A 25,623-nucleotide genomic window follows, 5' to 3' on the forward strand; every position below is an offset into this window, starting at 1 on the left:
ACAGCGGACCAACGGTCAAAAACCGGCCCTGACCAACGCAATTCACCAGGACGCGAGGCCGTCCTACGGGGCTTTCGCTACGTAACGGTGGAGTTTGCAGGTGTAACGAGCGCAGGTGACATGAGGCCTGAATCACGCCACAAAGCAGAGTTTTCCACTCGTTTTGCGAGCCATATTCACGGCCAGTTCACAAAGTGCAGTCAGCTGCGAATGACCCCGAGCGAAGGCATCGGAAACAACGCCTAAATTAGCCATGATGCGTGACCTCCCCTTTCGGAGCTCACGGTAAATGCCAACCCGCTGCGGATTCTGCGCGCGGCAGCACCCGAATTATCAGGGATACGTGTAGGGTGGAGATGCACAACCGCCGGACTGTGTAGCAACAGGCTTTCTCAAGACGCTTCATCTCGTCCACAGCCGCTGGTTGATTCCTCCTCCTGACTGAGTGCTTAAGTAGCCACAGCAAGCAGGACGCGTACGTCGCGATGAAGGCCCACATTGGCCGGACTTCGCTGGACACGGGAAATGGCCAACCACTCCCGACGCACCTGACACCGACCGTGAGAAGTCGTGTGTGCCGAACGCCGTTTCCGGCAGCCCGGAAACCGACGGTACTACATGAAAAGAATGCTGATTAACGCAACTCAACCCGAAGAGTTGCGTGTTGCACTGGTAGATGGCCAGCGCCTCTACGACCTGGACATCGAATCCGGTGCACGCGAGCAGAAGAAGGCCAACATCTATAAAGGCCGGATTACTCGCATCGAACCAAGCCTCGAGGCTGCCTTTGTCGATTTCGGCTCTGAGCGCCACGGCTTCCTACCCCTCAAAGAAATCTCCCGCGAATACTTCAAGAAAGCCCCGGAAGGTCGCGTCAACATCAAGGACGTCCTGAGCGAAGGCCAGGAAGTCATCGTTCAGGTCGAAAAAGAAGAACGTGGCAACAAGGGCGCCGCCCTGACCACCTTCATCAGCCTGGCCGGTCGTTACCTGGTGCTGATGCCGAACAACCCGCGTGCCGGCGGTATCTCCCGTCGCATCGAAGGCGAAGAGCGCAACGAACTGCGTGAAGCCCTGAACGGTCTGGTTGCCCCGGCCGACATGGGCCTGATCGTGCGCACTGCAGGCCTTGGCCGCAGCAGCGAAGAAATGCAGTGGGACCTCGACTACCTGCTGCAACTGTGGACCGCCATCAAGGAAGCTTCGCTGGACCGCGCCGCGCCATTCCTGATCTACCAGGAAAGCAACGTGATCATCCGCGCGATCCGCGACTACCTGCGCCAGGACATCGGCGAAGTGCTGATCGACAGCGTTGAAGCCCAGGACGAAGCCCTGACCTTCATCCGCCAGGTAATGCCGCAGTACGCCAGCAAGATCAAGCTGTACGAAGACAGCGTTCCGCTGTTCAACCGTTTCCAGATCGAAAGCCAGATCGAAACCGCTTTCCAGCGCGTTGTCGAACTGCCTTCCGGCGGTTCCATCGTGATCGATCCGACCGAAGCCCTGGTGTCCATCGACATCAACTCGGCGCGCGCCACCAAAGGCAGCGACATCGAAGAAACCGCGCTGCAAACCAACCTTGAAGCGGCCGAGGAAATCGCCCGTCAGTTGCGCCTGCGCGACATCGGCGGCCTGATCGTCATCGACTTCATCGACATGACCCCTGCCAAGAACCAGCGCGCCGTGGAAGAAAAAGTCCGCGAATGCCTGGAAGCCGACCGCGCTCGCGTGCAAGTCGGTCGCATTTCGCGCTTCGGCCTGCTGGAAATGTCCCGTCAGCGCCTGCGTCCATCCCTGGGTGAAAGCAGCGGCATCGTCTGCCCGCGTTGCAACGGCACCGGCATCATCCGTGACGTTGAATCGCTGTCCCTGGCGATCCTGCGCCTGATCGAAGAAGAAGCCCTGAAAGACCGTACCGCCGAAGTTCGTGCACAAGTGCCGATCCCGGTGGCGGCGTTCCTGCTCAACGAAAAACGCAACTCGATCACCAAGATCGAACTGCGCACCCGTGCCCGCATCGTCATCCTGCCGAACGATCACCTCGAAACGCCGCACTTCGAAGTACAGCGCCTGCGTGACGACAGCCCGGAAGCCGCGACCAACCAGTCCAGCTACGAAATCGCCGCTGCCGCTGCCGAAGTCGAAGAAGTCCAGCCAGCCGCTGCGACCCGCACCCTGGTTCGCCAGGAAGCTGCGGTCAAAACGGCCCCGGCCCGTGCCAACGCTCCGGTGCCGACCGAAGTGGCCGCTCCAGCCCCTGCCCCGGCCGCCGTACCGGAGCCAAGCCTGTTCAAAGGCCTGGTGAAGTCGCTGGTGAGCCTGTTCGCCACCAAGGAAGAGCCTGCCGCACCGGTTGTGGTTGAAAAACCTGCCGCCGAGCGTCCGGCCCGCAACGAAGAGCGTCGCAACGGTCGCCAGCAGAGCCGCAACCGTAACGGTCGCCGCGATGAAGAGCGCAAGCCTCGCGAAGAGCGTGCACCGCGTGAAGAACGCGCACCACGTGAGCCGCGTGAAGAGCGTCAGCCACGGGAAGTGCGTGAACCTCGCGAAACCCGCGAAGAAACGCCAGCGGTAGCCCGCGAAGAACGCGCACCACGCGCGCCTCGTGAAGAACGTGCACCGCGCGCTCCGCGTGAAGATCGCAAGCCACGTGGCGAGCGTGAAGAACGCGTTCGTGAACTGCGCGAGCCTCTGGATGCCACTCCGGCTGCTCCGGCCGCCGCTGCTACCGCTACGGCTGCTACCGCTGAAGAACGCCCAGCTCGTCAGCCACGTGAAGAACGCGCGCCACGCCCACCGCGTGAAGAACGTCAGCCACGTGCCGAACAAGCTGCCGCAGCCGCAACTGAAGAAGAACTGACCACCAACGAAGAGCAACTGTCGGAAGACGGTCAGGAAAGCGCCGAAGGCGACCGTCCACGCCGCCGCTCCCGTGGTCAGCGTCGTCGCAGCAACCGTCGCGAGCGTCAGCGTGACGCCAACGGTAACGTGATCGAAGGTTCGGAAGAGTCCGAGTCCGGCGAAAACGCTGAAGCGCCAAGCACTGCCGATCTGGCCGCCGACCTGGCTGTCACCGCAGCTGTTGCCAGCAGCGTGATCAGCGCTCCAGCAGAAGCTGAAGCCAATGTGCAAGCCGAACGCGCCACTGCCGCGACCCTGGAAGCAGCTCCGGTTGAAGCGCCAGTCGTTGAAGCGACCACACCGGTCGAAGTCACCGCCTCGCCGGAAATCGAAGTGGCTCCAACGCCAGAAGCTCAGCCTGCTGTTGAAGCGGCTGCCGAGCCAGCGCCAGTGGTAGAAGCACCTGCCCAGGCTGCGGAAGCGGTTGTTGAAACCGTGACTGACACCGTGCGTGAAGTTCGCGAAGAGCAAACCGCATTCAACTGGGTTGCCGAGCCAGCCGTCGCTGAAACCGCTGCACCAGCCGCTGAAACCCAAGTGGCAGAAGCCATGGTTTCCGAGCCGGTGGTTGCCGCAGCAGAACCGGCCCCGGCGCCGGTGGTTGAAGCGCCGGCCGTTGAAGCACCGGTCGTTGCCCAGGCACCTGCACCAGTGGTCGAAGCCGCTCCTGCCAGCGCCCTGACGCCAAGTGGCCGTGCGCCTAACGACCCGCGTGAAGTGCGTCGTCGCAAGCGTGAAGCCGAGCGTCTGCAGAAGGAAGCTGAACTGGCTGCCGCTGCGGCTCCAGCTGAAGCGGTTGTCGCCGCCGAGCCTGCACCGGTTGCTGCTGAAGTGGTTGAGGCAGCTCCTGCCCCGGCTGCCGAAGTGGCTGCCGAGCCGGTTGAGTCGGTGATCCACGAAGCACCGCGCTCCGTTCAGGAAGCGGTAGAGCAACACGAGCAGGCCCAGGAAAAAGAGCACGAGCCTAAACCTCTCGTCTGATTCCATCGGCCACTAAAAAGCCCCGCCTGGTGATCCCAGGCGGGGCTTTTTTTACATCTGTGAAATCACACCATTCCCCTGTGGGAGCAGCCGGTCGACGCTCGATTGCTCGCGATGGCGGAATGACATTCAACATTGGTGCTAGCTGATCCACCGCTATCGCGAGCAAGCTCGCTCCCACAAGGATCTATGCTGGCCTGAAGGTTAGTGCTTCAGGCACATCCACATCCCACACCACACCAGAATCATCCACGCTCACTTCAACCACTCGCCCTTGGGCGAACAGCGGCTTGGCGCCGCGATCCCCCGATAACGCCATCAACCCCGCCGCGAAGTCCCGTCCGAACCCGACCGGATGCCCGTACCCGCCGTCCTGCACTGGCACGCTGATACTGTCATCGCCAATCCCCGCCACCACTTGCTCGATACTCGATGGCAGGATGAACGGCATATCCCCCAGCACCATCAGCCAGCCATCGAGTTGCTTGCAGGCAGCGACTCCCGCGGCAATGCTGTCGCCCATTCCCGTCGATTCGATCAGCACAATCTCGCAGCCATAGGCCTGAGCCATGCGAATCACTTGCGGGCGGTCAGCAGTGGTCACCAGTACGCGCTTGTCCAGCGTCGCCGGCAGGTTGACCAATGTGTGCTCGATGACGGACCGCACCACGCCGTCACGCCCGATGCAATCGGCCACCAATTTATCCTTTTCGGCACCCGCCACCTGACGAAACCGGCTGCCCTGCCCCGCCGCCAACACGATAACGCCGATGGATTTGCTCATACGCTCTCCCGCAGGACTTTCTTCTGCTTCAGTTCGATGCCGTTTTTGACCGCCACGATTTCCGCCATGAGCGACAAGGCAATTTCCGCTGGATTATGACTGCCGATGTGCAAACCGATCGGACCATGCAAGCGGTCAATCGCCGATTGCGACACCCCCAGTTGAGCCAGGTTTTCCCGGCGCTTCTGGCTGTTGACCCGCGACCCCAGCGCTCCGACGTAAAAAGCCCTGGAATCCAGGGCCGTGAGCAGCGCCATGTCATCCAGACGCGGATCATGGGTCAAGGCCACGATAGCCGTGCGTTCATCGGTCTGGATATTCAATACCGCCTCATCCGGCATGCCCGAAACGAATCGTCCGTGCTACTCCTCCCAGCCGTAGACGAACTCGCTACGCGGGTCGCAAATCAGCACCTCGAAATCCAGCAGCCGGGCCATTTCCGCCACATAGCGCGACAGCTGCCCCGCGCCGATCAGCAGCAAGCGCCAGCGCGGGCCATGGATCACCCGCAGGGTCTGCCCGTCGAACGTCAACACGTCATCTTTACTGGCCGGCTGCAAAAGTACTTCGCCGGTGGTCAGGTTCAGTTCACGCGCAACGATTTCATGGGCCTCGCAACGGGCGAGCAATTGCTCGACCCAATCCCCATCGTCGATACGCTCCTCGGTCAAGCGCAAGGTGCCACCGCAGGGCAAGCCGAATCGTGCGGCTTCCTCGCGAGTCACGCCGTAGGTGATCAATTGCACCGGCGGCCCGTCAAGTTCCAGGCGTCCGTCGTGCAGCCGGGCAATCAAGTCATCTTCGACACACCCGCCCGAGACCGAACCAATCACCATGCCGTCTTCGCGCAGGGCCAGCATGGCGCCGGGTGCCCGGGGCGCAGTGCCCCAGGTTTCGACCACGCTGTACAACACCACCCGCTGACCGGCGCGATGCCATTGCAACACGCTGCGCAGGACGTTCAGATCGGCGCTGTCCATCAGGCGCCGGCCTTCTGCCAACCCGACAACTGATAACGAACAGGCAGATTGCGGATGCGTTTGCCGGTGGCGGCGAAGATCGCGTTGCACAGTGCCGGCGCAATCGGTGGCACGCCCGGTTCACCCACACCACCCAACGGGACATTGCCCGGCGGCGTCACCAGATGCACCGCCACTTCTTTCGGTGCCAGGGACATGCGCGCCACTTCGTACATATGGAAGTTATCCTGCTGAACCTTGCCGTCCTTGAAGCTGATTTCCCCCAGCACCGCATTACCCAGACCCATGACGCAGGCGCCTTCGAATTGCGCGCGAATCCGCTCGGGGTTGATCTGCGGCCCGCAATCGACGGCGATGTCAGCCTTGTGCACCACCAGCGTACCGTCGTCCTTGACCTCCACCTCGATCACCGCCGCCACATAGGTCACGAAGCTGTAATGCACTGCCAGGCCCAGGCCGCGTCCCTTGGGCAACTCACGCCCCCAACCGGCGGCTTTGGCGGCGGTCTCCAGTACCGTGCGCAGGCGCGCGGTGTCGATCGGATAACGCTCGGGGGATTCGCCGTAGTTCCACTCTTCACTCAAGGTACGCGGATCGATCTGACGGTCCGGGCCGAGCAATCTGATCTGGTACTTCAGCGGATCCTGCCCGGCCTTGTGCGCCAGTTCATCGATAAAACTCTGGATCGCGAAACCATGGGGAATGTTCGACACCGAGCGATACCAACCTACCCGGGTACGCACCGTTGCCTCGGGGTTTTCCAGGCGAATGTTGGGGATCGCATACGCCATGTTGGTGAACCCCATGCCCAGTTCGAACGCCGCCTCATGGTTCATGCCCGGCGCAAACAACGCGGTGATGCTCGGCGCCACCGTACGGTGCAACCAGCCGGATGGCAGGCCATCCTTGTTCAGGCTGGCCTTGAGGTATTCGGCCGACACGGTGTGAAAATAGGAACAGTGGATGTCGTCTTCGCGGGTCCATTGCACCCGCACCGCTTTGCCGGGGAATTCCTTGGCGAGGATGGCGGCCTCGATGATGAAGTCAGGCTTGGACTTGCGTCCGAACCCGCCCCCGAGCAGGGTCACGTTGAACGTGACCTTGTCGAACGGCAGGCCCAGGCGCTCACCGATCCGTTCCCGGGTGACCTGCGGCGCCTGGCTTGGCCCCCAGGCTTGGCACGCACCGTCCTTGAACCGCGCAATGGCGACCATCGGTTCCATCGGCGACTGTGACAAATGCGGCAAGTAGTAGGAGGCTTCCAGCGTGCTATCGGCGCTGGCCATGGCCTCATCGAGGTTGCCGGTATTGCGCACCACCTTGCCGGGCTTGAGCGAGGCGGCTTCGAGTTCTTTGCGATAGGCAATCGAGTCGTAGCTGGCGTTGGGGCCGTCGTCCCATTCGATTTTCAGTGCCTCGCGGCCCTTGATCGCCGCCCAGGTATTGCTCGCCACCACGGCGATGCCGCCCAGGGGTTGGAACTCCGAAGGCAACGGGCGGCTTTCGATCTGTACCACTTTGACCACGCCTGGGACTTTCATCGCCGCGCTGCCATCGAAGCTTTTGACCTTGCCGCCATACACCGTGGGCCGCGCGATGGTCGCGTACAGCATGCCGTCGAAATGCACGTCGGCGCCGTACACCGCACGACCATTGACGATGTCCTCACCGTCGATGGCCTTGGTGCCTTCCTTACCGATATATCGAAATTCCGAAGGTTGCTTGAGTCTCAGGCTTTCTCGCGCAGGCACGGCCAAAGCGCCAGCGGCGGCGGCCAGCGAGCCATAGCCCAGTTCGCGGCCCGACGGTTTATGAATGACTTTATGAAGTTGCGCCTGGCACTCGCCGACTGACACTTTCCACTGGTCAGCCGCGGCTTGTTCCAGCATGGCCCGTGCGGCGGCGCCGCAACGACGCATCGGCTCGTACCAGTGACGCATGCTGCGCGAGCCGTCGGTGTCCTGGTTGCCGAAGCGCGCTTCATCGCCGGGGGCCTGCTGTACCTTGACCATCGCCCAGTCGGCTTCCAGTTCATCGACCACCACCATGGTCAAGCTGGTGCGCACGCCCTGGCCCATCTCCGAGCGGTTGCAGATAACGGTCACCGTGCCATCGGCGGCGATGCTCACATAGACTTTCGGATCGTCGACCCAGCCGTGGGGCATGCCGTCGGCGCCGAACTTCTTCTCTTTCTCTTCGGCAAACGCGTCTTGCCAGCCCCAACTCGCGGCGACCACCAGCGCACCGGTCGCCCCCACGCCCTTGAGAAAACCACGGCGACTGAGGTTGCTCAGGGTGAAATCATTCGGTAACCGGCTCATGCCTTGGCCTCCTTCAGGTGAGTGGAAGCCTGACGGATCGCGGTCTTGATACGGTTATAGGTGCCGCAGCGGCAGATGTTGCCGACCATGGCTTCTTCGATCTGCTCGTCGCTCGGGTTCGGATGGGTCTTGAGCAGTGCCGTCGCCGACATGATTTGCCCGCCCTGGCAGAAGCCGCATTGAGCCACTGCCGTGTCGAGCCAGGCTTGCTGCACGACTTTGCCGATCGGGTCGGCGTGCAGGTTGTCGATGGTGCTGACATTCTGCCCGACGACTGAACCGATGGGCGTAATGCAACTGCGTGCCGGAGCCCCTTCGATATGAATGGTACAGGCGCCGCACAGGCCCATGCCGCAGCCGAATTTGGTGCCGTTGTAACCGGCCACGTCGCGGATCGCCCAGAGCAGCGGCATGTCCTCGGTGACGTCGAGTTGATGGTCTTGACCATTGAGTTTCAGGGTAATCATGGGCACGCCCGCATAGGTCTTGAGTTATGGGGTCGAGCAATCTGCCGCTGGATCTCGGTGGGTCGCACGCAGATCGACTCAGGCTAATGGGCTCTCTTATGCTGACTCAAACGGTCTGCACCGGGCCTTTGGTGGAGCAAGAGTGTGCATCGTTAGCTGACTAAGTTAACCGAGCATTAACAAAAAAGCCCTGCACAATAAACATTGTGCAGGGCTTTTTGATCCGTCTTGAAAGCTTAGCTCAATACCGGTTCGGCTCCATTTCCAGATCGACATGGAAACGCTCGAGAATGTCTTTCTGGATGCGCTGCGCCAGGTTCAGCAGTTGCAGGCCCGTCGCGCCTCCATAGTTGACCAGCACCAGCGCCTGCAATTTATGCACGCCAGCATCAGCTTCACGGAAACCTTTCCACCCTGCCCGCTCGATCAGCCAACCGGCGGCCAGTTTCATCTGCCCGTCGGGTTGCGCATAGGCCACCAGGTCCGGGTATTCGCCCTTGAGCCGTGCAGCCAGCGCCGACGACACCAAAGGGTTCTTGAAAAAGCTGCCGGCATTGCCGAGTACGGCCGGGTCCGGGAGTTTTTCGTTGCGGATGCTGCAAATGGCCTGGCTGACATCGCTGGCGGTCGGATGCTCGATGCCTTGTTCGGTCAGGCGCTGGCGCACCGGGCCGTACTCCAGGTGCAGATGCGCGGCGCGGTCGAGGGCGAAACGCACACGCAGGATCAACCAACGCCCCGGCTCCTGCTTGAACAGGCTGTCGCGGTAGGCGAAGTTGCACTCTTGCAGGGTAAAGTCGCGCAGTTCGCCGGTCTGGCGATCGAGGGCGGTCAGGCCGGCGAACACGTCCTTGATCTCGACGCCATAAGCGCCGATGTTCTGCATCGGTGCCGCACCGACAGTGCCGGGAATCAGGCTGAGATTTTCCAGGCCGGACAGCCCCAGGGACAGTGTGTGTTGCACAAATGGATGCCAGGGCTCGCCTGCCTCGGCCTCGATCACCACTTTGCCGCCCTCATCGCTCAGCACGCGAATCCCGCGCGTGGCCATGCGCAGAACCAGTGATTCGATATCCGCCGTCAGCAACAGGTTGCTGCCGCCGCCGATCACCAGCACCGGGACCTTGTGCTCCAGCCCATAGGCCAGAGCTTCGCGCACATCGGCGTCGCTATGGGCCTGGGCAAACAGCCGGGCCTGGACATCCACGCCAAAGCTGTTGAACGGCTTGAGCGAAACCTGTGATTGAACCTGCAAACTCATAACCGTCCCTTCAATTCGATCACCAGTAAATCACTGGCGTGCTCGATCAGGTCCAGCACCTGCTCGAAGCCTTGTTCGCCGTCGTAGTACGGGTCCGGCACTTCATCGACTGGCGACTGGTAGCGACGCAGGAACAGGTCCAATTCGGCCTTGCCCTTGGCCGGCTGCAAGGCCTTGAGGTTGCGCAGGTTGCTGTTGTCCATCGCCAGGATCAGGTCGTAGGTGGCGAAATCGGCACGACTGACTTGCCGGGCGCGCTGGGCGGACAAGTCATAACCGCGCAGCTTCGCCGCGGCCTGACTGCGCTTGTCCGGCGCCTTGCCGACATGCCAGTCACCGGTGCCGGCGGAAGCGACTTCGACCTGGTCGGCCAGCCCCGCTTCACGCAACTTATGCCGCAGCACGCCTTCGGCCGTGGGCGAGCGACAGATGTTGCCCAGGCAGACAAACAGAACCCGCATCACGCCTCCAGCAGGCGACGAACGCGCTCAAGGTCTTCAACGGTGTCGACACCGGGCGGCGGCGCGATCAGTGCATCGGCGACGTGAATTCGTACGCCGTGCCACAACGCACGCAGTTGTTCCAGACACTCGGTGTTTTCCAGCCAGCATGGACCCCAGCTGACGAAATCCTGCAGGAATCCGGCGCGATAGGCATAAATACCGATATGGCGGCGGTACGGCACACCTTCGGGCAACTGCTCACGGTTCACGGCGAAGGCATCCCGAGCCCAGGGCAAGGTAGAACGGCTGAACGTCAGCGCCAGGCCATTGAGGTCGCTGACGACCTTGACCACGTTGGGATTGAACAGGGTGTCCACGTCTTCGATCGGCTCGGCAAGCGTGGCCATGCGCGCTTCAGCGTGGGCTGCCAGGTTGGCGGCCACCTGATCGATCACGTTCGGCGGAATCAGCGGTTCGTCGCCCTGGACGTTGACCACGATAGCGTCGGGCGCCAGGCCCAGCTTCATCGCAACTTCAGCCAGGCGATCGGTGCCGGAGTTGTGATCTTCACGGGTCAACACCACTTCGGCACCAAAGCCATTGCAGGCCTCGACGATGCGCGCGTCGTCGGTGGCCACCACTACCCGCTCGGCGCTGCTTTTGCTCGCCTGTTCCCAGACGTGCTGGATCATCGGCTTGCCGGCGATCAGCAGCAACGGCTTGCCGGGCAGGCGTGTGGAGGCGTAACGCGATGGAATGACGACGGTAAAGGCTGTGGTCATTTATCCAGGCGCTCGTCGGTGGTCAGGGTGCGCGCTTCGGATTCGAGCATCACCGGGATGCCGTCGCGAATCGGGTAGGCCAGGCCTGCGCCCTTGCTGATCAGCTCGGTCTTGTCGGCGCTGAGCTTGAGCGGGCCTTTGCAGACCGGGCAAGCGAGGATATCGAGCAATTTGGTGTCCATGAGCATTCCCTGGAAAAAACGGAGTTAAGGCAACAAACGAGCCGGCAGCAGGCGCATCAACTGCGTGTCGAACCAGGCCACGAAGGCCGGCGACGGCACAGCATCGACCGCCAGGTACCACCAGTCGGCGGCGGCAAAGGCACGGCATTTCACCGCGTCCTTTTCCGTCATCACCAAGGGCAATGACGGCGTGAAATTCAACGCCTCCACGCTGTATTCGGCGTGGTCGGCAAACGCATGTGGAACCGGTTGCCAGTGTAGCGTTTCGAGGGTCTTGAAGAAACGTTGTGGATTGCCGATGCCGGCCACCGCGTGCACGGCCTGGCCTGCGCCAAAGTGGTCGAGGGGACGCCGTTCGCCGCTGCGCAGGTTGACCAGCGCGGTGGGTTGCAACTGGAAGGCAAATCCATCATCGCGGTCGGCCACGGCACCGTTGTAGAGGACCGCGTCGACGCTTTGCAGGCGCTCGACCGGCTCACGCAACGGCCCGGCAGGCAGGCAACGGCGATTGCCCAGGCCACGGGCGGCATCGATCAGCACCAGTTCCAGGTCACGGGCCATGCGGTAGTGCTGCATGCCATCGTCGGACAGGATCAGGTCCAGCGGCTCACTGGCCAACAAGGTTTTCACGGCGTTGCTGCGATTGGGGTCGATCATCAGCGGGACGCCCGTGCGCTGGACGATCAGCAACGGCTCGTCACCGGCGACGTCGGCGCTTTGCTCGGCCCCGACTCGCCATGGCAGTTGCGGCGGTTTGGCGCCGTAGCCGCGGCTGACCACGCCGACCCGCAGGCCGCTGCGCTGGCAGTGCTCGATCATCCACAGAATCAGCGGTGTCTTGCCGGTGCCACCCACGGTGATGTTGCCGACCACGATCAGCGGCACCGGTGGCTGATAGATCTCGCCCTCTCCGGCCAGAAAGCGCTTGCGCTTGTTCATGACCACGCGCCGGTACAGCCATTCCAGCGGCTGCAACAGTTTCAGGGCCGGATGACCTGCGTACCACGCGGCGAGCAATCGATCGGACATGGCCATCAGGACGCGGGGGGCGCCGCTTCGACAGTGGTCATGCGCAAATGGCTGAAACCGAGCTTGCCGGCCGCATCCATGGCGGTGATGACGGACTGATGCTGTGTCTTGCCATCAGCGCTGATCGACAGTGGCCGGTTGGTGTCGCCATTGGCTTCCTTTTGCAGCGCGTCCATCAGCGAAGCCAGGTCGCTTTTCGGCAGGATCTGGTTGTTCACCGAGAACACGCCGTCGGCACTGATGGCAATGTCCAGAGGCTTGTTCTGATCGTCGGCCGGCGCGCCGCTGACCGCTTCCGGCAGATCGACGCGCAGCTGGGTTTCACGGGTGAAGGTGGTGGTCACGACAAAAAACAGCAGCAGGATGAACACCACGTCGATCAGCGACGCGAGGTTGATGTCCACCGTTTCCCGTGGTTTGCGGCGGAATTTCACGCTTTGCTCCCGGCCAGGTCCACATCGCGGTCGCCCTGCACTACCTCGACCAGTTTGATCGCTTCCTGCTCCATCCCTACCACCAGTTCATCGATCCGGCGTTGCAGGAATCGATGGAAGAATACCGCCGGGATACCAACCATCAAACCGGCAGCCGTGGTGATCAGGGCCTTGGAAATACCACCGGCCAATACCGAGGCGTTGGTGGTCATGCCTGAGCCTGTGAATGCGCTGAAAATATCGATCATGCCCAGTACGGTACCGAGCAAGCCCAGCAACGGGGCCATGGCAGCAATGGTGCCCAGGGCGTTGACGTAGCGTTCGAGCTCATGGATGACCCGTTGAGCGGCCTCTTCGATGCACTCCTTCATGATCTCGCGACCATGCTTGGAGTTGGCCAGGCCGGCCGCCAGGATCTCGCCCAAAGGCGAATTGGCGCGCAGTTCCTTGAGCTTTTCCTTATTGAGCTGTTTGTCCTTGATCCAGACCCATACCTGCCCGAGCAAGTGCTCCGGGGTCACGCGGCTGGCCCGCAGGGTCCACAGACGCTCGGCAACGATCGCCATGGCCGCGATGGAGCTCAAAATGATCGGCAGCATCATCCAGCCGCCGGATTTGACCAATTCCCACACAGTGACAGCCCCCTCGAAAAAGTGCGCCACTCTAACATAGGGGGTGGACGCACCGAAGACCGTGATGTCGCATCCGGTCGGGCTTTGATAACGCTCGGTTATGGGTTCAAGGGCGGCGGATCGCGCCAGAAACGCCGTTCCTGGCGCATTGACCACGGCGGCTCGAAGCGCCCCAGTTGCAGACGAATGGCACCCTGTTCGACGCTGTCGTAGATCGCCATTCCACGTTTTTGATAACGGGCGATGACCGTGGGATGCGGATGGCCAAACGAATTGCCCTGCCCGCGGGAGATCAGCGCACCTTTGGGTTGCAGGACATCCAGCAGGGCATTGGACGACGAACTGCGACTGCCGTGGTGTGGCGCCTGCAGCCAATCGGTGGGCCGGGCCAACGGACTGTCCAGCAGGGCTCTCTCGGCGGCGGCATCGATGTCGCCACTCAACAGCAGCCGTTCGCCATTGGCCTCGATCAACAAGACACAAGAGTTCTGGTTGCTATCGCCGGCCAATGGCCAGTGCCAAAGCTGGAAATCGACTTCATCCCAGGTCCATCGCCGACCGCTCTCACATCTCCCGGCCTGCAGTTGCGCAGGCAAGTCTGACGGTTCACCACTGACCACCTGTTTCACCGGCAACCCCCTGGCAATCGCCGGGGCACCGCCGGCATGATCGGCGTGGGCGTGGCTGATCAGCATCAGGTCTATGCCCTTCACCCCCAGTTTGCGCAATGCCGGCAGCACCACCCGTTCCCCCTGGTCGAGTTCTCCGAAACGCGGTCCGGCGTCATACAGCAACGTGTGATGCCGGGTGCGCACCAGGATCGCCAGGCCTTGACCGACATCCAGTTGCCAGACTTCCGCCATGCCCTCCTGCAACATCGGCCTGGGCGAAAAAACCAGCATCAACAGCATGGGCCACCCTAACGGGCGCATCGGCAAGCCTCGCGGCAGCAAGAGCAAAAAGGCGCCAATAGCACCGATTGCCCAGGCCCATAGCGGGATCGCCGCGGGCACCCACGCAGGAACCTGACCGGAGACGCCCCCCAAGCCGCTGAACCAACCGTCGATCAGACCGCCAGCCAGCCACAGCAATTTCTCACCCACATAAGGCACCGGCAGCAACAGCGTCCCGAGCAACGCAGGTGGCAGTACCGCCAGACTGATCCAGGGCACCGCAAACAAATTGGCCAGCGGCCCGCTCAGACTGATGGGCAACCCCAGTGCCAATAACAACGGACACAGCCCGATTGCAATCAGCCACTGGGCACGGGTCCAGGTCTGCCACCAACGCCACGGCCCCAAACGTCCGCCGAAGGTCAATATCAAGACTGCCACGGCCGCGAAAGACAGCCAGAAACCAGGCTGGAGACTCGCCAGCGGCGCCAGCAGCAAAATGCCGTTGAGTGCCAACAACAGTGGCCACCACGCACCGAGATGACGGAACCGCAGACGCCACAACAACACCAGACCAATCATCAAGCAGGCCCGTCGCACCGGCACCTCGAAACCGGCCAGCATCCCGTAACCGAGCGCAGCGGCGAATGCCAGGCCACACGCCCAGGGCAACCATGGCAGACGGTTCGGCCATAACCCAAAGCGGGCCAGGCCGGCGATCAGCAGATACACGACGCCCGCCAGCAATCCGATGTGCTGCCCGGAAATCACCAACAGATGAACCGTGCCGGTGTCCTGCAATACCTGCCAGTCTTCGCGACTCAACCCGGCGCCGTCCCCGAGCACCAACGCCGTCAACGCGCCGTTTCGCCCTTGGGCATCCACCGCCAGCAAACGCTGACGGATTGCATCGCGCCAGGCCCATTGGGCTGGCGCAAGGCGTTCGCCCTGCTTGATCGTCCCGGTCGCCCCGATGCGTTGTGCCAACAACCAGGCCTGGTAGTCGAAGGCCTGCGGATTGAGCAGCCCGACCGGACGCTTCAACTTGACTGCCAGGCGCCAGCGCTCGCCACTGTTCACCGGCGGCCCGCCATACCAGGCCAGACGCATTTGCTGCGGCAGCCGGGTACGTCGGGACTGGATGTCGGTCAACTCGAAACGCACGACACCGTCGTCATGCCGGGGCAAGCCAGTGACCCGCCCTTCGACCCAACGGGTTTCTCCGTCCAGCGCCGGCGGTAACCGGTCATCCAGCGCCCACTGCGCATTCGCGCAGGCCCAACTCAGGCCGAACAAGTAAAACGCCACCGGATAAGTCCTGAACGGCAGCAACATCAAGCCCGCCACCGGCATCGCCAGCCATAACCAGACCGGCGGTAATGCCGGTAAAAAACGCAAGGTCAAAAGACCCAACGCCAGCGCCATCATCCCTGTGCGCATAAGCCCGTCCTTGAAAGTCCCCTTCAAGGCTTAGCCCGCTCGTCGCATGGGCGCCGTCAATAATTGTCACAAAATCTGAATAGGTAGTTCATGGAATCCAGACATACTTGCCGCCCTGACCGACCGAGAAGCCTTATGCCCCGGCGCTTATTCAAACGCTACATGCCAGACCCGATGAGCATCAGGGAACACAAGTCCTTACGCTTTCTCGGCACGCTGTTGCATGACCCGAACCTGTGGCACCTCAACCGCCACTCCGTTGCCCGCGCCATGGCGGTGGGGCTGTTCGCCGCGTTCCTGCCGATCCCGCTACAGATGCTGCTGGCGGCAATCCTCGCCATCATCGTGCGCGGCAACATGCCGATTGCCGTGAGCCTGGTCTGGCTGACCAATCCGATCACCATGCCTGCCGTGTTCTTCTGCACCTACCAGACCGGCGCCTGGCTGATGGACGTTCCCGCCCGGCAGTTGCCGGACTCACTGAACTGGGAATGGATCACGGGTGAAATCTCGACCTTGTGGCAACCGTTTCTGTTGGGCTCGGTGGTAACGGGGCTGGTACTCGGCGCACTGGCCTACTTCCTGGTGATGATGTATTGGCGCTGGTGGGTGGCCAGGCAGTGGAAGCGGCGCAAGAAGAGCCGGATGTGAGAATGCAAAACGGCCTCCACTTGGGAGGCCGTTTTTTTTTGCGGTGTCCGGGCTGACGCCATCGCGAGCAAGCTCGCTCCCACATTCAATCTACGCGGCGAACAAGATCCCCTGTGGGAGCGAGCTTGCTCGCGATGCAGGCGACGCGGTATTCCTTAAGTCCGCATCCCGCGCCCGCTGACCAGCAACCTTGCACTACCGAAATACAGCACCGCGGTCGCAACCAGCATGAAGGCGATGGCCACGCTGATGCGGATATCCGATACGCCAAGGATGCCGTAGCGGAACGCGTTGACCATGTGCAGCACCGGGTTGGCCAAGGACACGGTCTGCCAGAACGGTGGCAGCAAGGTGATTGAGTAGAAGACCCCGCCCAGGTAGGTCAGTGGCGTCAGCACGAAAGTCGGGATGATCGAAATGTCATCGAAGTTGCGCGCAAACACGGCGTTGATGAAGCCCAGCAACGAGAAGATGGTCGCGGTCAGCACCACCACCAGAATGGTCACGCCCAGGTGATGCACCTGCAAGTGGGTGAAGAACAGCGACAGCAGGGTCACGATGATCCCCACCATCAGGCCACGCAGCACGCCGCCCAGGGTATAGCCAATCAGAATGGTGTGCGGCGACAGCGGCGAGACCATCAATTCTTCAATGGACCGCTGGAACTTGCTGCCGAAGAAACTCGATACCACGTTGCCGTAGGAGTTGGTGATCACCGACATCATGATCAGCCCCGGCACGATGTACTCCATGTAAGTGAAGCCACCCATGTCGCCGATCTGCCGACCGATCAGATTACCGAAGATCACGAAGTACAGGACCATGGTGATGGCCGGCGGCAGCAGGGTCTGGGGCCAGATCCGGGTGAAACGCCGGACTTCACGGTAAACGATGGTGTTGAGGGCAACGAGGTTGGGGCGCAGCTCGGAACTCATACCGCCACCTTCGACAGATTTTTCTCCACCAGGGACACGAACAACTCCTCGAGGCGATTGGTTTTGTTACGCAGGCTCAGCACTTCGATGTTCTGCTGCGCCAACTGGGTGAACAGCGCGGTGATGCCCATGGACTTCTCCACCTGGACTTCCAGGGTGTGGCTGTCGATCAGCCGGGACGGATAGCCGAGCAACTGCGGCGCCGCTGGCAGGTCGCCCTTGAGGTCCAGCAGGAAGGTTTCGACATGCAACTGGCTGAGCAACTGCCGCATGCTGGTGTTCTCGACGATGGTGCCGTGGTCGATGATGCCGATGTTGCGGCACAGCTGCTCAGCCTCTTCCAGATAGTGGGTCGTGAGGATGATGGTGATGCCTTTCTGGTTCAGCTCGGTGAGGAAGCTCCACATCGAGCGACGCAGTTCGATGTCCACCCCGGCGGTCGGCTCGTCGAGGATCAGCAGACGCGGTTCATGAACCAGCGCGCGGGCGATCATCAGGCGACGCTTCATACCGCCGGACAGCGAGCGCGATGGCACGTCCTTCTTGTCCCACAGGCCGAGCTGGGTCAGGTACTGTTCGGCGCGTTCCTTGGCGATTTTCGCCGGGATGCCGTAGTAGCCGGCCTGGGTCACGACGATGTCGAAGGTCTTTTCGAACTGGTTGAAGTTGAATTCCTGAGGCACCACGCCGATGGAGCGCTTGAGCTGCGCAGGATTCCTGTCCAGGTCGTGACCGAAGATGTTCACCGTGCCGCTGGTCTTGTTCACCAGGGTCGAGAGAATACCGATGGTCGTGGACTTGCCGGCGCCGTTCGGGCCGAGCAAGGCGAAAAAGTCACCTTCGGCGACATCCAGATCGATACCACTCAGGGCCTGGAAACCGTTGCCGTAGGTTTTGGTTAGCTGCCGGATGGACAGAGCGGAACTCATATCTGATTTACGCACCAAGATGGGAAGAAAAGGATAAGTATGGGCGGCGGCGAACAAAACAACCGCAGCGGAGTGGCACAATGGTGCTTGTCGCCGCCACACAAGTACAGTCAAGCGTGTCGATAGTGAGTATTAAGTCAACGCGGTCATGACCGCCTTTTGATACGCCGGACGCTGTTTCAACCGGCCATACCAGGCCTGCAGATGCGGTTGTGGCGCACGTTCGATCGGCATCTCGAACCAGGCATAAATGAAACTGCCCAGGGGAATATCGCCCATGCCGATCTCGTCTCCGGACAGGTAGGGCTTGTTCGCCAACGCCTGATCGGCCATTGCCAGCAGCGTGTCGCACTCCTTGATCGCCGCCTTGATGGCGGGCCAGTCCTGCTGGTCTGCCGGGGTACGCAGCACACCCCAGAACACGGTACGGAACGGGCCGGCAAAGCTTGAGGTGGTCCAGTCCATCCACTTGTCGGCAGTGGCCCGGGCCTTGGGACTATTCGGGTACCAGGCCGTGCCGTCGGCATGCAAGGCCATCAGGTAACGCACGATGGCGTTGGACTCCCACAACACAAAACCGTCGTCTTCAATGACAGGCACGCGACCATTGGGATTCATGGCGCGGTATTCGGGTGTATCGACGACACCAAAGGCGCCACCGGCATCGATCGCCTCGTAGGCCAGTCCCAGTTCTTCGGCGGCCCACAATGGTTTTCTGACATTCGACGAGTTTTTCCGACCCCAGATCTTCAGCATGACCGCCTCTTTTTCGGTAAGTGGGCAGGCAGCATACGCCGGATCAGGCGCGACTCAAATCGCTCTGCATGTCGCCCAATAGTGGTTGCTGTTGCTCACCGAACAGGTGCGGATAGCACTTTTCCAGGTGTTCGAAAAAGAACGCTTCAGGTACGTCGGCGAACTGGCCGTGATCGACCAGGTACTCCATCAGCTTCGCGCCATCGCGGTTGAAGGGATGAAAAACGCTGTCGTTGATCCCGTCGAATTCCAGCGGCGCCACATTGAACAGGTCGCAGAGTTTGCGGTTGAACGCGGGTGTCGCCTTGACCCAGCGATCCTGCAAGTAAAACTCGGTGTAGCCGTGCATGGCGAACATGTCGCTCTTGAGCAATTCGAGCAGCCGTGGCGTCGACAAATGATTGCGCACATCCGCCAGGCCGATCCGCGCGGGAATCCCGCAATGCCGCGCTGCACCTGCCAGCAACGTGGCCTTGGGCACGCAATAACTCTCCCCGGCCGCCAGCGCATAACTGCCGCGCAGGGTCTGCGGGTCGCGACTGAACGTGTACGGGTTGTAGCGCACCGCTTCGCGCACGGCGTAATAGAGACTGATCGCCTGCTCCAGCGGATCGCGACTGGCGCCACGGTGCTTTTCGGCGAACTCCACCACGGACGGATGGTCACTATCGATGAAGCGGCCGGGACTCAGATACTCGCGCATGAAAATAATCTCCTGGGGAAGCTCCGAGTCTAGCGAGAGCTTCAGCACAGAGATAACGACGTTTCGGCCAAACATGGCCGCTTTGCCGCTCGCTCAATGAACGTATTTCCCACGTGTGCGGCCCATTTGTCGCACGAAAATCATCCGGGGTTTCCCACGATTCGAATCACATCGCTCCAACCAGCCTGTTTCGCGGATGCCGTCTAAGCTCTGTGGGCTGGTTCGCCCTGGTTTCACGGAGGAATGAATATGCTGTTGTTGTGGATACTGGTTTTGCTGGTCGGGATTGCTTATTTGGCCCACCGCCGCATCGCCCCGCTGCCCGCCTTGGTCATCGTGGCCATCTATGTTGTGGCCATGGGCGCTTTCAGCCGCGCACCGGGCTGGCTGCTGCTGGTTTTCTGGGTGTTGATCGCCGCCGTCGCCGCGCCTTTGCTGCTGCCCGACCTGCGCCGCAAACTGTTCAGCGCGCCGATGTTCAACTGGTTCCAGAAAACCCTGCCGCCGATGTCGCAAACCGAACGCGATGCCATCGACGCTGGCACGGTCTGGTGGGACGGCGAACTGTTCAGTGGCCGTCCGGACTGGAGCAAGCTGCTGTCCTATCCCAAGGCGCAATTGAATGAAGAGGAACAGGCCTTCATCGACGGGCCGACCGAAACACTCTGCGCCATGGTCAGTGAATGGCAGCTCGGTCAAACCATGGACCTGCCGCCGCAAGCCTGGACATTCATCAAGGACAACGGCTTTTTCGCCCTGATCATCCCCAAGGAGTTTGGCGGCAAGGGCTTCTCCGCCTATGCCCACTCGCAAGTGGCGATGAAACTGGCGAGCCACAGCGGCGACCTTGCCTCAACCGTGATGGTCCCCAATTCCCTCGGCCCGGCCGAACTGTTGCTGCATTACGGCACCGACGAACAACGCAATCATTACCTGCCTCGCCTGGCGCGCGGCGACGACATCCCGTGTTTTGCCCTGACCGGCCCGCTGGCCGGCTCCGACGCCGGCGGCATGCCGGACTCAGGAGTGATCTGCAAAGGTGAATGGGAGGGCCAGGAAGTCCTCGGCCTGCGCCTGAACTGGGAAAAACGCTACATCACCCTCGGTCCGGTGGCCACCCTCCTCGGCCTGGCCTTCAAGGCCTACGATCCGGATCACCTGCTGGGTGACAAGGAAGACCTGGGCATCAGCCTGGCACTGATTCCGACCGACATCGCCGGTGTCGAGATCGGCCGCCGGCATCTGCCGTTGGGCGCGGCATTCATGAATGGCCCGAACTCGGGCAAGGACGTGTTCGTCCCGCTGGAGTTCCTCATCGGCGGCCAGGAGATGCTCGGCAAAGGCTGGATGATGCTGATGAACTGCCTGTCGGTCGGGCGTTCGATTTCCCTGCCGGCGGTGGGCACCGGCATGGCCAAGTTCACCAGTCTGGTAACGGGCCAATACGCTCAGGTTCGTGAGCAGTTCAATGTGCCGATTGCCTCGTTCGAAGGCATCCAGGAAGCCATGGCCCGCATTGGCGGCAACGCCTGGATGATGGACGCCGCCCGCATGCTGACCGCCAATGCAGTCGATCTGGGCGAGAAACCGTCGGTGCTGTCGGCAATTCTCAAGTACCACCTGACCGAACGCGCCCGCGACTGCATTAGCGACGCCATGGATGTGCACGGCGGCAAGGCGATCATCATGGGGCCGAACAACTACCTCGGTCGCAAATGGAACGGCGCGCCGATTTTCATCACCGTCGAAGGCGCGAACATTCTCTCGCGCAACCTGATGATCTTCGGCCAGGGCGCGATTCGCTGCCATCCCTTCGTGCTCAAGGAAATGGCCCTCGCCGGCCGTGAAGACAAGGATCAGGCGCTCAGAGAATTCGATGACCTGCTGCTCAAGCACATCGGTTTTGCCGTGGGCAACGCCGCCAGTACGCTGGTGCTCAATCTCGGTTTCGGGCATCTGGAACACACCCCGGGCGACAAACTCAGCCAAGGTTATTTCCGCGCACTCAACCGTCAGGCCGCTGCTTTCGCCCTGCTCGCCGACCTCAGCATGATGTTGCTGGGCGGCGCACTGAAACGCCGCGAACGCCTGTCTGCACGGCTAGGCGACGTATTGAGCAACCTTTACCTGGCGTCCGCCGCGCTCAAGCGCTACAACGACCTTGACTCACCGCAGTACATGGCACCACTGCTGACCTGGGCCATGGAAGAAAGCCTGGGCCAGGCGGAACGGGCGATGGATGAACTGCTGAGCAACTTCCCGAACAAAGTCGCGGGCTGTGTGTTGCGAGTGATCGTGTTCCCGTTCGGGCGCCGGCACAAAGGGCCATCGGACAAACTCGGCGCCGAAGTCGCAGGGGTGATCGGCCGCGCCAAGGGCGACCCGGCACTGGAGGAAGTGCTCCTGGGGTGCTACCGCCCGCAAGCGAGCGACGATCCGGTCGGTGCATTGCAACACGCCTGTAATCTGTTGAGCGCCGCACAGCCGCTGCAGAAAAAACTGCATATGGCACTCAAGAGTGGCCAGGTCAAACCGGTGGCCGGCGAGTCGGTAATCGATGCCGCCCTCGAGGCTGGCGTATTGCAGCCGGTGGAGGCCCAAACCCTGCGAGAAGCCGAGGCGGCCCGGCGCAAGGTGATCGATGTCGATGACTTTGGCAAAGAGGCCTTGGCACTGGCGGAGGGAAAAGTCCGCTGATCCCGTCAAGCATGTAAAAACGGGCGCGGGCGCTTTATACTCCCGCGCCCGTTTTGCTCTTGAGGACTTATCTCGTGTCCAACATCGTTGCCGATCATCTCGTTTTACTCGACCACCTGCGCAGCATCCTGGTCGCCGTAGGTGAGGCCGAGCAGGTTCCCGACGAAAGTCATGCCTTGTTCCTTGAGCGCTTCGACGAACTGCTTGCGTTACTGCCTGTCGACCCGATCGAAAGCCAGTACCTGGGCCAGGACATCCTGTGCCAGGTCATCACTCGCTATCCGCAAATCGCTCACCTGGTCCCGCGCGACCTGCTGTGGTATTTCGCCGGCGACTGCCTGCACTACATGCCCGATGATGAAATCGACCTGTATCAGGCACTGGAAGAGCGCCGCTTCGAAGCCGAACAGAACGACGAGCCCTTCGACTGGAACCAGGAAAAGCAGTTGCTGGCGCTGTCGAACCAGGACAGCAAGCACTGATCGTCAATCAGTGATGCCAAAGGCCCGCATGCTTGAGCATGCGGGCCTTTTTTTTCCTTCAGCGCACCCCGTCAACTTCAGGCAACCGCACTGTGCTGCGACCTTTTCCGCACGTCCGCCTGCCTATCTCCAGCCTTTGCACCAATAGTTTTCTCTCTATCTCATGGCACTTTGGTTTGATTGAACTACCTTCAAACTACAAGAAGTCATAACGGCTCGAGTTTTCACGTTAGCTTCAGTGATCAGATAGCGGATTGGCAAAAGGAGTTACCTCACCATGATCCTGGCAGGCGTTTTCCGGCTCTGTACCTGCATTGCCGATGACTTTCCGGGGGGACCAGGTCGAACCATAGGCGCGAGTATCGCTCCGACGGGCAGTCCAGGTCACCGGATCACTGAAAACCGTTTCAGCAATGGTCGCTCGCTATCCAGCCAGATCAGCGAATTGCGCCCGCTCGTGTGTAGCACGCAAGGAATAACGCCAAGGCCGTGGATAAGTGGTCTGGCGCATTGGGAGAGGTAGTCCGGTCCCCGTGAGTGATCCGAGACAACTTAGTCAGCCTGAAGATGGCCTATCCAGCGAGGATGTCCTTAATGAGCTTTCGTACCGAGCCCGCTTTCAAGCGAATTATCCATGGCCTGTTCTGGATGGGCCTCAGCGTGGATGCGGCTCAGGCCGCGCCGGCCAATTGTTCACAACTGGACAATTGGCCGACAACGTACGAGGTCGGTCAGGGGCTGCAAAATGAACTGCGCAGCCCCGTTCCGGTAACGCAACTGGCGGTGGGTGACCCGAAAATTGCCGACGTGCAGCCCAGCGGCAGCAGCGCGTTCATACTCACGGGCATTGCGCCGGGGACCACCAGCCTGATGGTCTGGACCGCCTGTTCGAAAACGCCACGCCAAAGCATGGTGTTCGTCAAGGGTAGAGCCACATCGGCGCTGACCAGTGTGCCGTCGGTGCCCTCCGACGACCCGTTGCTACCGAGCCAGGTGCAGACCGATATCCGCTTCGTTGAAGTCAGCCGGACCAAGCTCAAGGAAGCCTCCGCCTCGATTTTCGGCATCCGTGGCAACTGGTTGTTCGGCTCGCCGAGAACCTTGCCCACCATCGGCGGCATTGTCACGCCGTCGATACCGGTGAACAACGACAACTTCAACCTCACGTTTGCTACCGGCAGTACCTTGGTAGCGCTCAATGCGCTGGAGGGCAGCGGCTTCGCCTACACCCTGGCGCGGCCAAGCCTGGTAGCGCTCAGCGGGCAGAGTGCGAGCTTCCTGGCCGGCGGTGAAATACCGATTCCGGTGCCCAGTTCAGGCAGCGATAACGTGTCCATCGAGTACAAGGAATTCGGTATCCGCCTGACACTGACGCCAACCATCGTCGGGAAAAACCGTATCGCGCTGAAGGTGGCGCCGGAAGTCAGTGAACTGGACTTCACCAACGCCGTGAGCATCGCCGGCACGGTCGTCCCGGCCCTGACCGTGCGCCGGACCGATACCAGCATCTCCCTGGCCGACGGCGAAAGTTTCGTCATCAGCGGTCTGATCAGCTCCCGCAACAATTCCCAGGTGAACAAGTTTCCGGGGCTGGGCGATATCCCGGTTCTGGGCGCGTTTTTCCGCGACAACACCATCAACCGTGAAGAGCGCGAACTGCTGATGATCGTCACCCCGCATCTGGTCCAGCCACTGGCTGCCAATGCACCACTACCGTCATTGCCTGGCGAGCAGCTGCGCAATTACGACCCGAACTTCTACCGCATGTTCTTCCTGGAAAATGGCGACTTCGACAGTCTCAGCGGACTCTCGAAATGAACGGGAGCCTGAACCAGACTGGCCTCGCCCTCACTCGTAACGGTGACGTTGAACGCTTGCCGGGCCAGCTGTATTGCCATTGGCCAGGCGCTCAACCTGTTGTCGCCAGGGGACATTCGATGAAAGCAGTCATTGCAATAACGGCGACATTAATGCTCGCAGGTTGTGCCAGCAATGGCCTGTCTTCGCGACCGGCCAGCTGTGCCAAGCCCGGTTCGGAGCAAGAACTGGCCCTTAACCTGGCCGACAACATGGCCGACGAAGGCCGTTTGTATGCCAGCCTGGCGAATCTGGAAGGGTTGCCCGATAACCTGATCCAGGTTCGCCTGCGCAAAGCGCGGGTGCTGCGCTTGATGGGGCGCAGCGGCGATGCGCAGCCGTTGTACGAAAGCTTGCTCGGAACCTGTCTGGCGGCTGAAGGGGAACATGGCCTGGGTCAGTTGGCCGCCGCCAAAAATGATAACGCCAGCGCTGCCACTCACCTTGAGCGTGCGGTGAAGATGGCCCCCACCGACGACAGGATGCGAAATGACCTGGGGGTCGTCTACCTCAATCAGCAACGGATCCCTGAAGCACGCTTTGAGTTCATGACCGCCATGGAGCTCAAGCAGGCAAACACACTGGCGGCACTCAACATGGTGACGCTGCTGATCTACCAGGATAACTGGAAGGCGGCCGCCGAACTCGTGACCCGCGCCGACTTGAGCCCCAAGCAAGTCGTAGAGGCTCAAACCCGCGCGGAAAAACTCAAGGCCTCCGCCAAAAAAGTGGTGGCTACCGACGGGAATCGCAAGACTGAGGTAGCCGATGCCTCTTCCAGTGCGAACAAGTAGAACGTACGAGGAGTCGAGATGAATACCAAAAGGCTGTTGATCGTGTGCACGGCTTGCCTGTCAACCACTGCCTGGGCCATTGAGCCGGGCCCTTCTTCGCCGTATCAACAAGGTACCGAACAGTGGTTGCAGCTGCAGATTCGCGGTGTGGTTGCCTCCCCTCACCTGCAAACCGCTTCGGCTACCGAACGTGACCTGGCCATGCAACGCTGGCTCAATAGCTTCAACTACCCGATTCCGGAATTTTATGACCAGGATTCAGCGGGAGAAATGACCATCGGCGAATGAG

22 protein-coding genes and 1 pseudogene are annotated in these 25,623 nt (G+C 61.2%); 7 read left to right on the forward strand and 16 right to left on the reverse strand.

The genetic code is table 11. The annotated features are described in order from the left end of the window. The first annotated feature begins 618 nt into the window (after positions 1 to 618). Positions 619 to 3,882 carry a ribonuclease E gene (rne, locus tag PSJE_RS10290; protein ID WP_090457209.1) on the forward strand — a complete coding sequence of 1,088 codons (3,264 nt, stop codon included), beginning with the start codon at positions 619 to 621 and terminating at the stop codon, positions 3,880 to 3,882. A 187-nt stretch (positions 3,883 to 4,069) separates the two neighbouring features. On the opposite strand, the gene PSJE_RS10295 is transcribed toward rne, so the two are convergent. The 12 genes and pseudogenes from PSJE_RS10295 to PSJE_RS10350 all read right to left on the reverse strand — a co-directional run bounded on the left by PSJE_RS10295 (position 4,070) and on the right by PSJE_RS10350 (position 15,530). After that, on the reverse strand, positions 4,070 to 4,666 hold the full coding sequence (locus tag PSJE_RS10295) for a nucleotidyltransferase family protein (protein ID WP_090457211.1): 597 nt from the start codon (positions 4,664 to 4,666) through the stop codon (positions 4,070 to 4,072). Beyond that, a pseudogene (locus tag PSJE_RS10300) lies at positions 4,663 to 5,646 on the reverse strand (XdhC family protein). Before PSJE_RS10300 ends, PSJE_RS10295 begins: the two are co-directional and overlap by 4 nt. Next, the gene (locus PSJE_RS10305) at positions 5,646 to 7,967 is read right to left on the reverse strand and encodes a xanthine dehydrogenase family protein molybdopterin-binding subunit (protein ID WP_090457213.1); all 2,322 of its coding nucleotides are present in this window, start codon (positions 7,965 to 7,967) and stop codon (positions 5,646 to 5,648) included. Before PSJE_RS10305 ends, PSJE_RS10300 begins: the two are co-directional and overlap by 1 nt. Continuing rightward, on the reverse strand, positions 7,964 to 8,434 hold the full coding sequence (locus tag PSJE_RS10310; RefSeq protein WP_015096391.1) for a (2Fe-2S)-binding protein: 471 nt from the start codon (positions 8,432 to 8,434) through the stop codon (positions 7,964 to 7,966). The genes PSJE_RS10305 and PSJE_RS10310 overlap by 4 nt, the downstream gene beginning before the upstream one ends. Before the next feature lie 241 nt (positions 8,435 to 8,675). Then, entirely contained in the window at positions 8,676 to 9,695 is a 1,020-nt protein-coding gene (murB, locus tag PSJE_RS10315; protein WP_090457214.1) for a UDP-N-acetylmuramate dehydrogenase, read from the reverse strand. Then, on the reverse strand, positions 9,692 to 10,156 hold the full coding sequence (locus PSJE_RS10320) for a low molecular weight protein-tyrosine-phosphatase (protein WP_090457215.1): 465 nt from the start codon (positions 10,154 to 10,156) through the stop codon (positions 9,692 to 9,694). The genes murB and PSJE_RS10320 overlap by 4 nt, the downstream gene beginning before the upstream one ends. Continuing rightward, positions 10,156 to 10,920 carry a 3-deoxy-manno-octulosonate cytidylyltransferase gene (gene kdsB / locus PSJE_RS10325; protein ID WP_090457217.1) on the reverse strand — a complete coding sequence of 255 codons (765 nt, stop codon included), beginning with the start codon at positions 10,918 to 10,920 and terminating at the stop codon, positions 10,156 to 10,158. Before kdsB ends, PSJE_RS10320 begins: the two co-directional genes overlap by 1 nt. Further along, entirely contained in the window at positions 10,917 to 11,102 is a 186-nt protein-coding gene (locus tag PSJE_RS10330) for a Trm112 family protein (RefSeq protein ID WP_003179363.1), read from the reverse strand. The genes kdsB and PSJE_RS10330 overlap by 4 nt, the downstream gene beginning before the upstream one ends. 24 nt (positions 11,103 to 11,126) lie before the next feature. Then, positions 11,127 to 12,137: a tetraacyldisaccharide 4'-kinase gene (lpxK, locus tag PSJE_RS10335; protein WP_090457219.1), complete on the reverse strand. Its 1,011-nt coding sequence runs from the start codon at positions 12,135 to 12,137 to the stop codon at positions 11,127 to 11,129. Then, complete coding sequence (locus PSJE_RS10340) at positions 12,137 to 12,565, reverse strand: ExbD/TolR family protein (protein WP_057713701.1); 429 nt, start codon at positions 12,563 to 12,565, stop codon at positions 12,137 to 12,139. Before PSJE_RS10340 ends, lpxK begins: the two co-directional genes overlap by 1 nt. Further along, entirely contained in the window at positions 12,562 to 13,197 is a 636-nt protein-coding gene (locus PSJE_RS10345) for a MotA/TolQ/ExbB proton channel family protein (RefSeq protein ID WP_057713700.1), read from the reverse strand. The genes PSJE_RS10340 and PSJE_RS10345 overlap by 4 nt, the downstream gene beginning before the upstream one ends. 98 nt (positions 13,198 to 13,295) lie before the next feature. After that, positions 13,296 to 15,530: a DNA internalization-related competence protein ComEC/Rec2 gene (locus PSJE_RS10350; protein ID WP_090457221.1), complete on the reverse strand. Its 2,235-nt coding sequence runs from the start codon at positions 15,528 to 15,530 to the stop codon at positions 13,296 to 13,298. 135 nt (positions 15,531 to 15,665) lie between these two features. Between PSJE_RS10350 and PSJE_RS10355 the strand changes: the two genes are divergently transcribed. Next, positions 15,666 to 16,181 carry a DUF2062 domain-containing protein gene (locus PSJE_RS10355; RefSeq protein WP_057713698.1) on the forward strand — a complete coding sequence of 172 codons (516 nt, stop codon included), beginning with the start codon at positions 15,666 to 15,668 and terminating at the stop codon, positions 16,179 to 16,181. Positions 16,182 to 16,336: 155 nt separating this feature from the next. On the opposite strand, the gene PSJE_RS10360 is transcribed toward PSJE_RS10355, so the two are convergent. From PSJE_RS10360 to PSJE_RS10375, 4 genes are all read right to left on the reverse strand, one after another. Continuing rightward, positions 16,337 to 17,116: an ABC transporter permease gene (locus PSJE_RS10360; protein ID WP_057713697.1), complete on the reverse strand. Its 780-nt coding sequence runs from the start codon at positions 17,114 to 17,116 to the stop codon at positions 16,337 to 16,339. Then, the gene (locus PSJE_RS10365) at positions 17,113 to 18,045 is read right to left on the reverse strand and encodes an ABC transporter ATP-binding protein (protein ID WP_057713696.1); all 933 of its coding nucleotides are present in this window, start codon (positions 18,043 to 18,045) and stop codon (positions 17,113 to 17,115) included. Before PSJE_RS10365 ends, PSJE_RS10360 begins: the two co-directional genes overlap by 4 nt. A gap of 132 nt (positions 18,046 to 18,177) precedes the next feature. Then, the gene (locus tag PSJE_RS10370) at positions 18,178 to 18,801 is read right to left on the reverse strand and encodes a glutathione S-transferase family protein (RefSeq protein ID WP_090457223.1); all 624 of its coding nucleotides are present in this window, start codon (positions 18,799 to 18,801) and stop codon (positions 18,178 to 18,180) included. 43 nt (positions 18,802 to 18,844) lie between these two features. Beyond that, positions 18,845 to 19,504 carry a transglutaminase-like domain-containing protein gene (locus PSJE_RS10375; protein ID WP_057713694.1) on the reverse strand — a complete coding sequence of 220 codons (660 nt, stop codon included), beginning with the start codon at positions 19,502 to 19,504 and terminating at the stop codon, positions 18,845 to 18,847. A 249-nt stretch (positions 19,505 to 19,753) separates the two neighbouring features. On the opposite strand from PSJE_RS10375, the gene PSJE_RS10380 reads away from it, so the two are divergent. From PSJE_RS10380 to PSJE_RS10405, 5 genes are all read left to right on the forward strand, one after another. Further along, on the forward strand, positions 19,754 to 22,201 hold the full coding sequence (locus tag PSJE_RS10380; RefSeq protein WP_090457225.1) for an acyl-CoA dehydrogenase: 2,448 nt from the start codon (positions 19,754 to 19,756) through the stop codon (positions 22,199 to 22,201). A gap of 74 nt (positions 22,202 to 22,275) precedes the next feature. Next, a complete protein-coding gene (locus PSJE_RS10385; protein ID WP_007972361.1) occupies positions 22,276 to 22,683 on the forward strand; it encodes a PA2817 family protein in 408 nt (135 codons plus the stop codon). Between the two features lie 594 nt (positions 22,684 to 23,277). After that, a complete protein-coding gene (locus tag PSJE_RS10395) occupies positions 23,278 to 24,501 on the forward strand; it encodes a type II and III secretion system protein family protein (RefSeq protein WP_090457227.1) in 1,224 nt (407 codons plus the stop codon). Positions 24,502 to 24,620: 119 nt separating this feature from the next. Then, positions 24,621 to 25,334, forward strand: coding sequence for a tetratricopeptide repeat protein (locus tag PSJE_RS10400; protein ID WP_090457229.1), 714 nt, complete (start codon positions 24,621 to 24,623; stop codon positions 25,332 to 25,334). Between the two features lie 18 nt (positions 25,335 to 25,352). Then, the gene (locus PSJE_RS10405; RefSeq protein WP_090457231.1) at positions 25,353 to 25,622 is read left to right on the forward strand and encodes a DUF3613 domain-containing protein; all 270 of its coding nucleotides are present in this window, start codon (positions 25,353 to 25,355) and stop codon (positions 25,620 to 25,622) included. The last annotated feature ends 1 nt before the right edge of the window (position 25,623 follow it).

Origin of the sequence: Pseudomonas jessenii (assembly GCF_002236115.1) — a bacterium.
Taxonomy (GTDB): Bacteria; Pseudomonadota; Gammaproteobacteria; order Pseudomonadales; family Pseudomonadaceae; genus Aquipseudomonas; species Aquipseudomonas jessenii.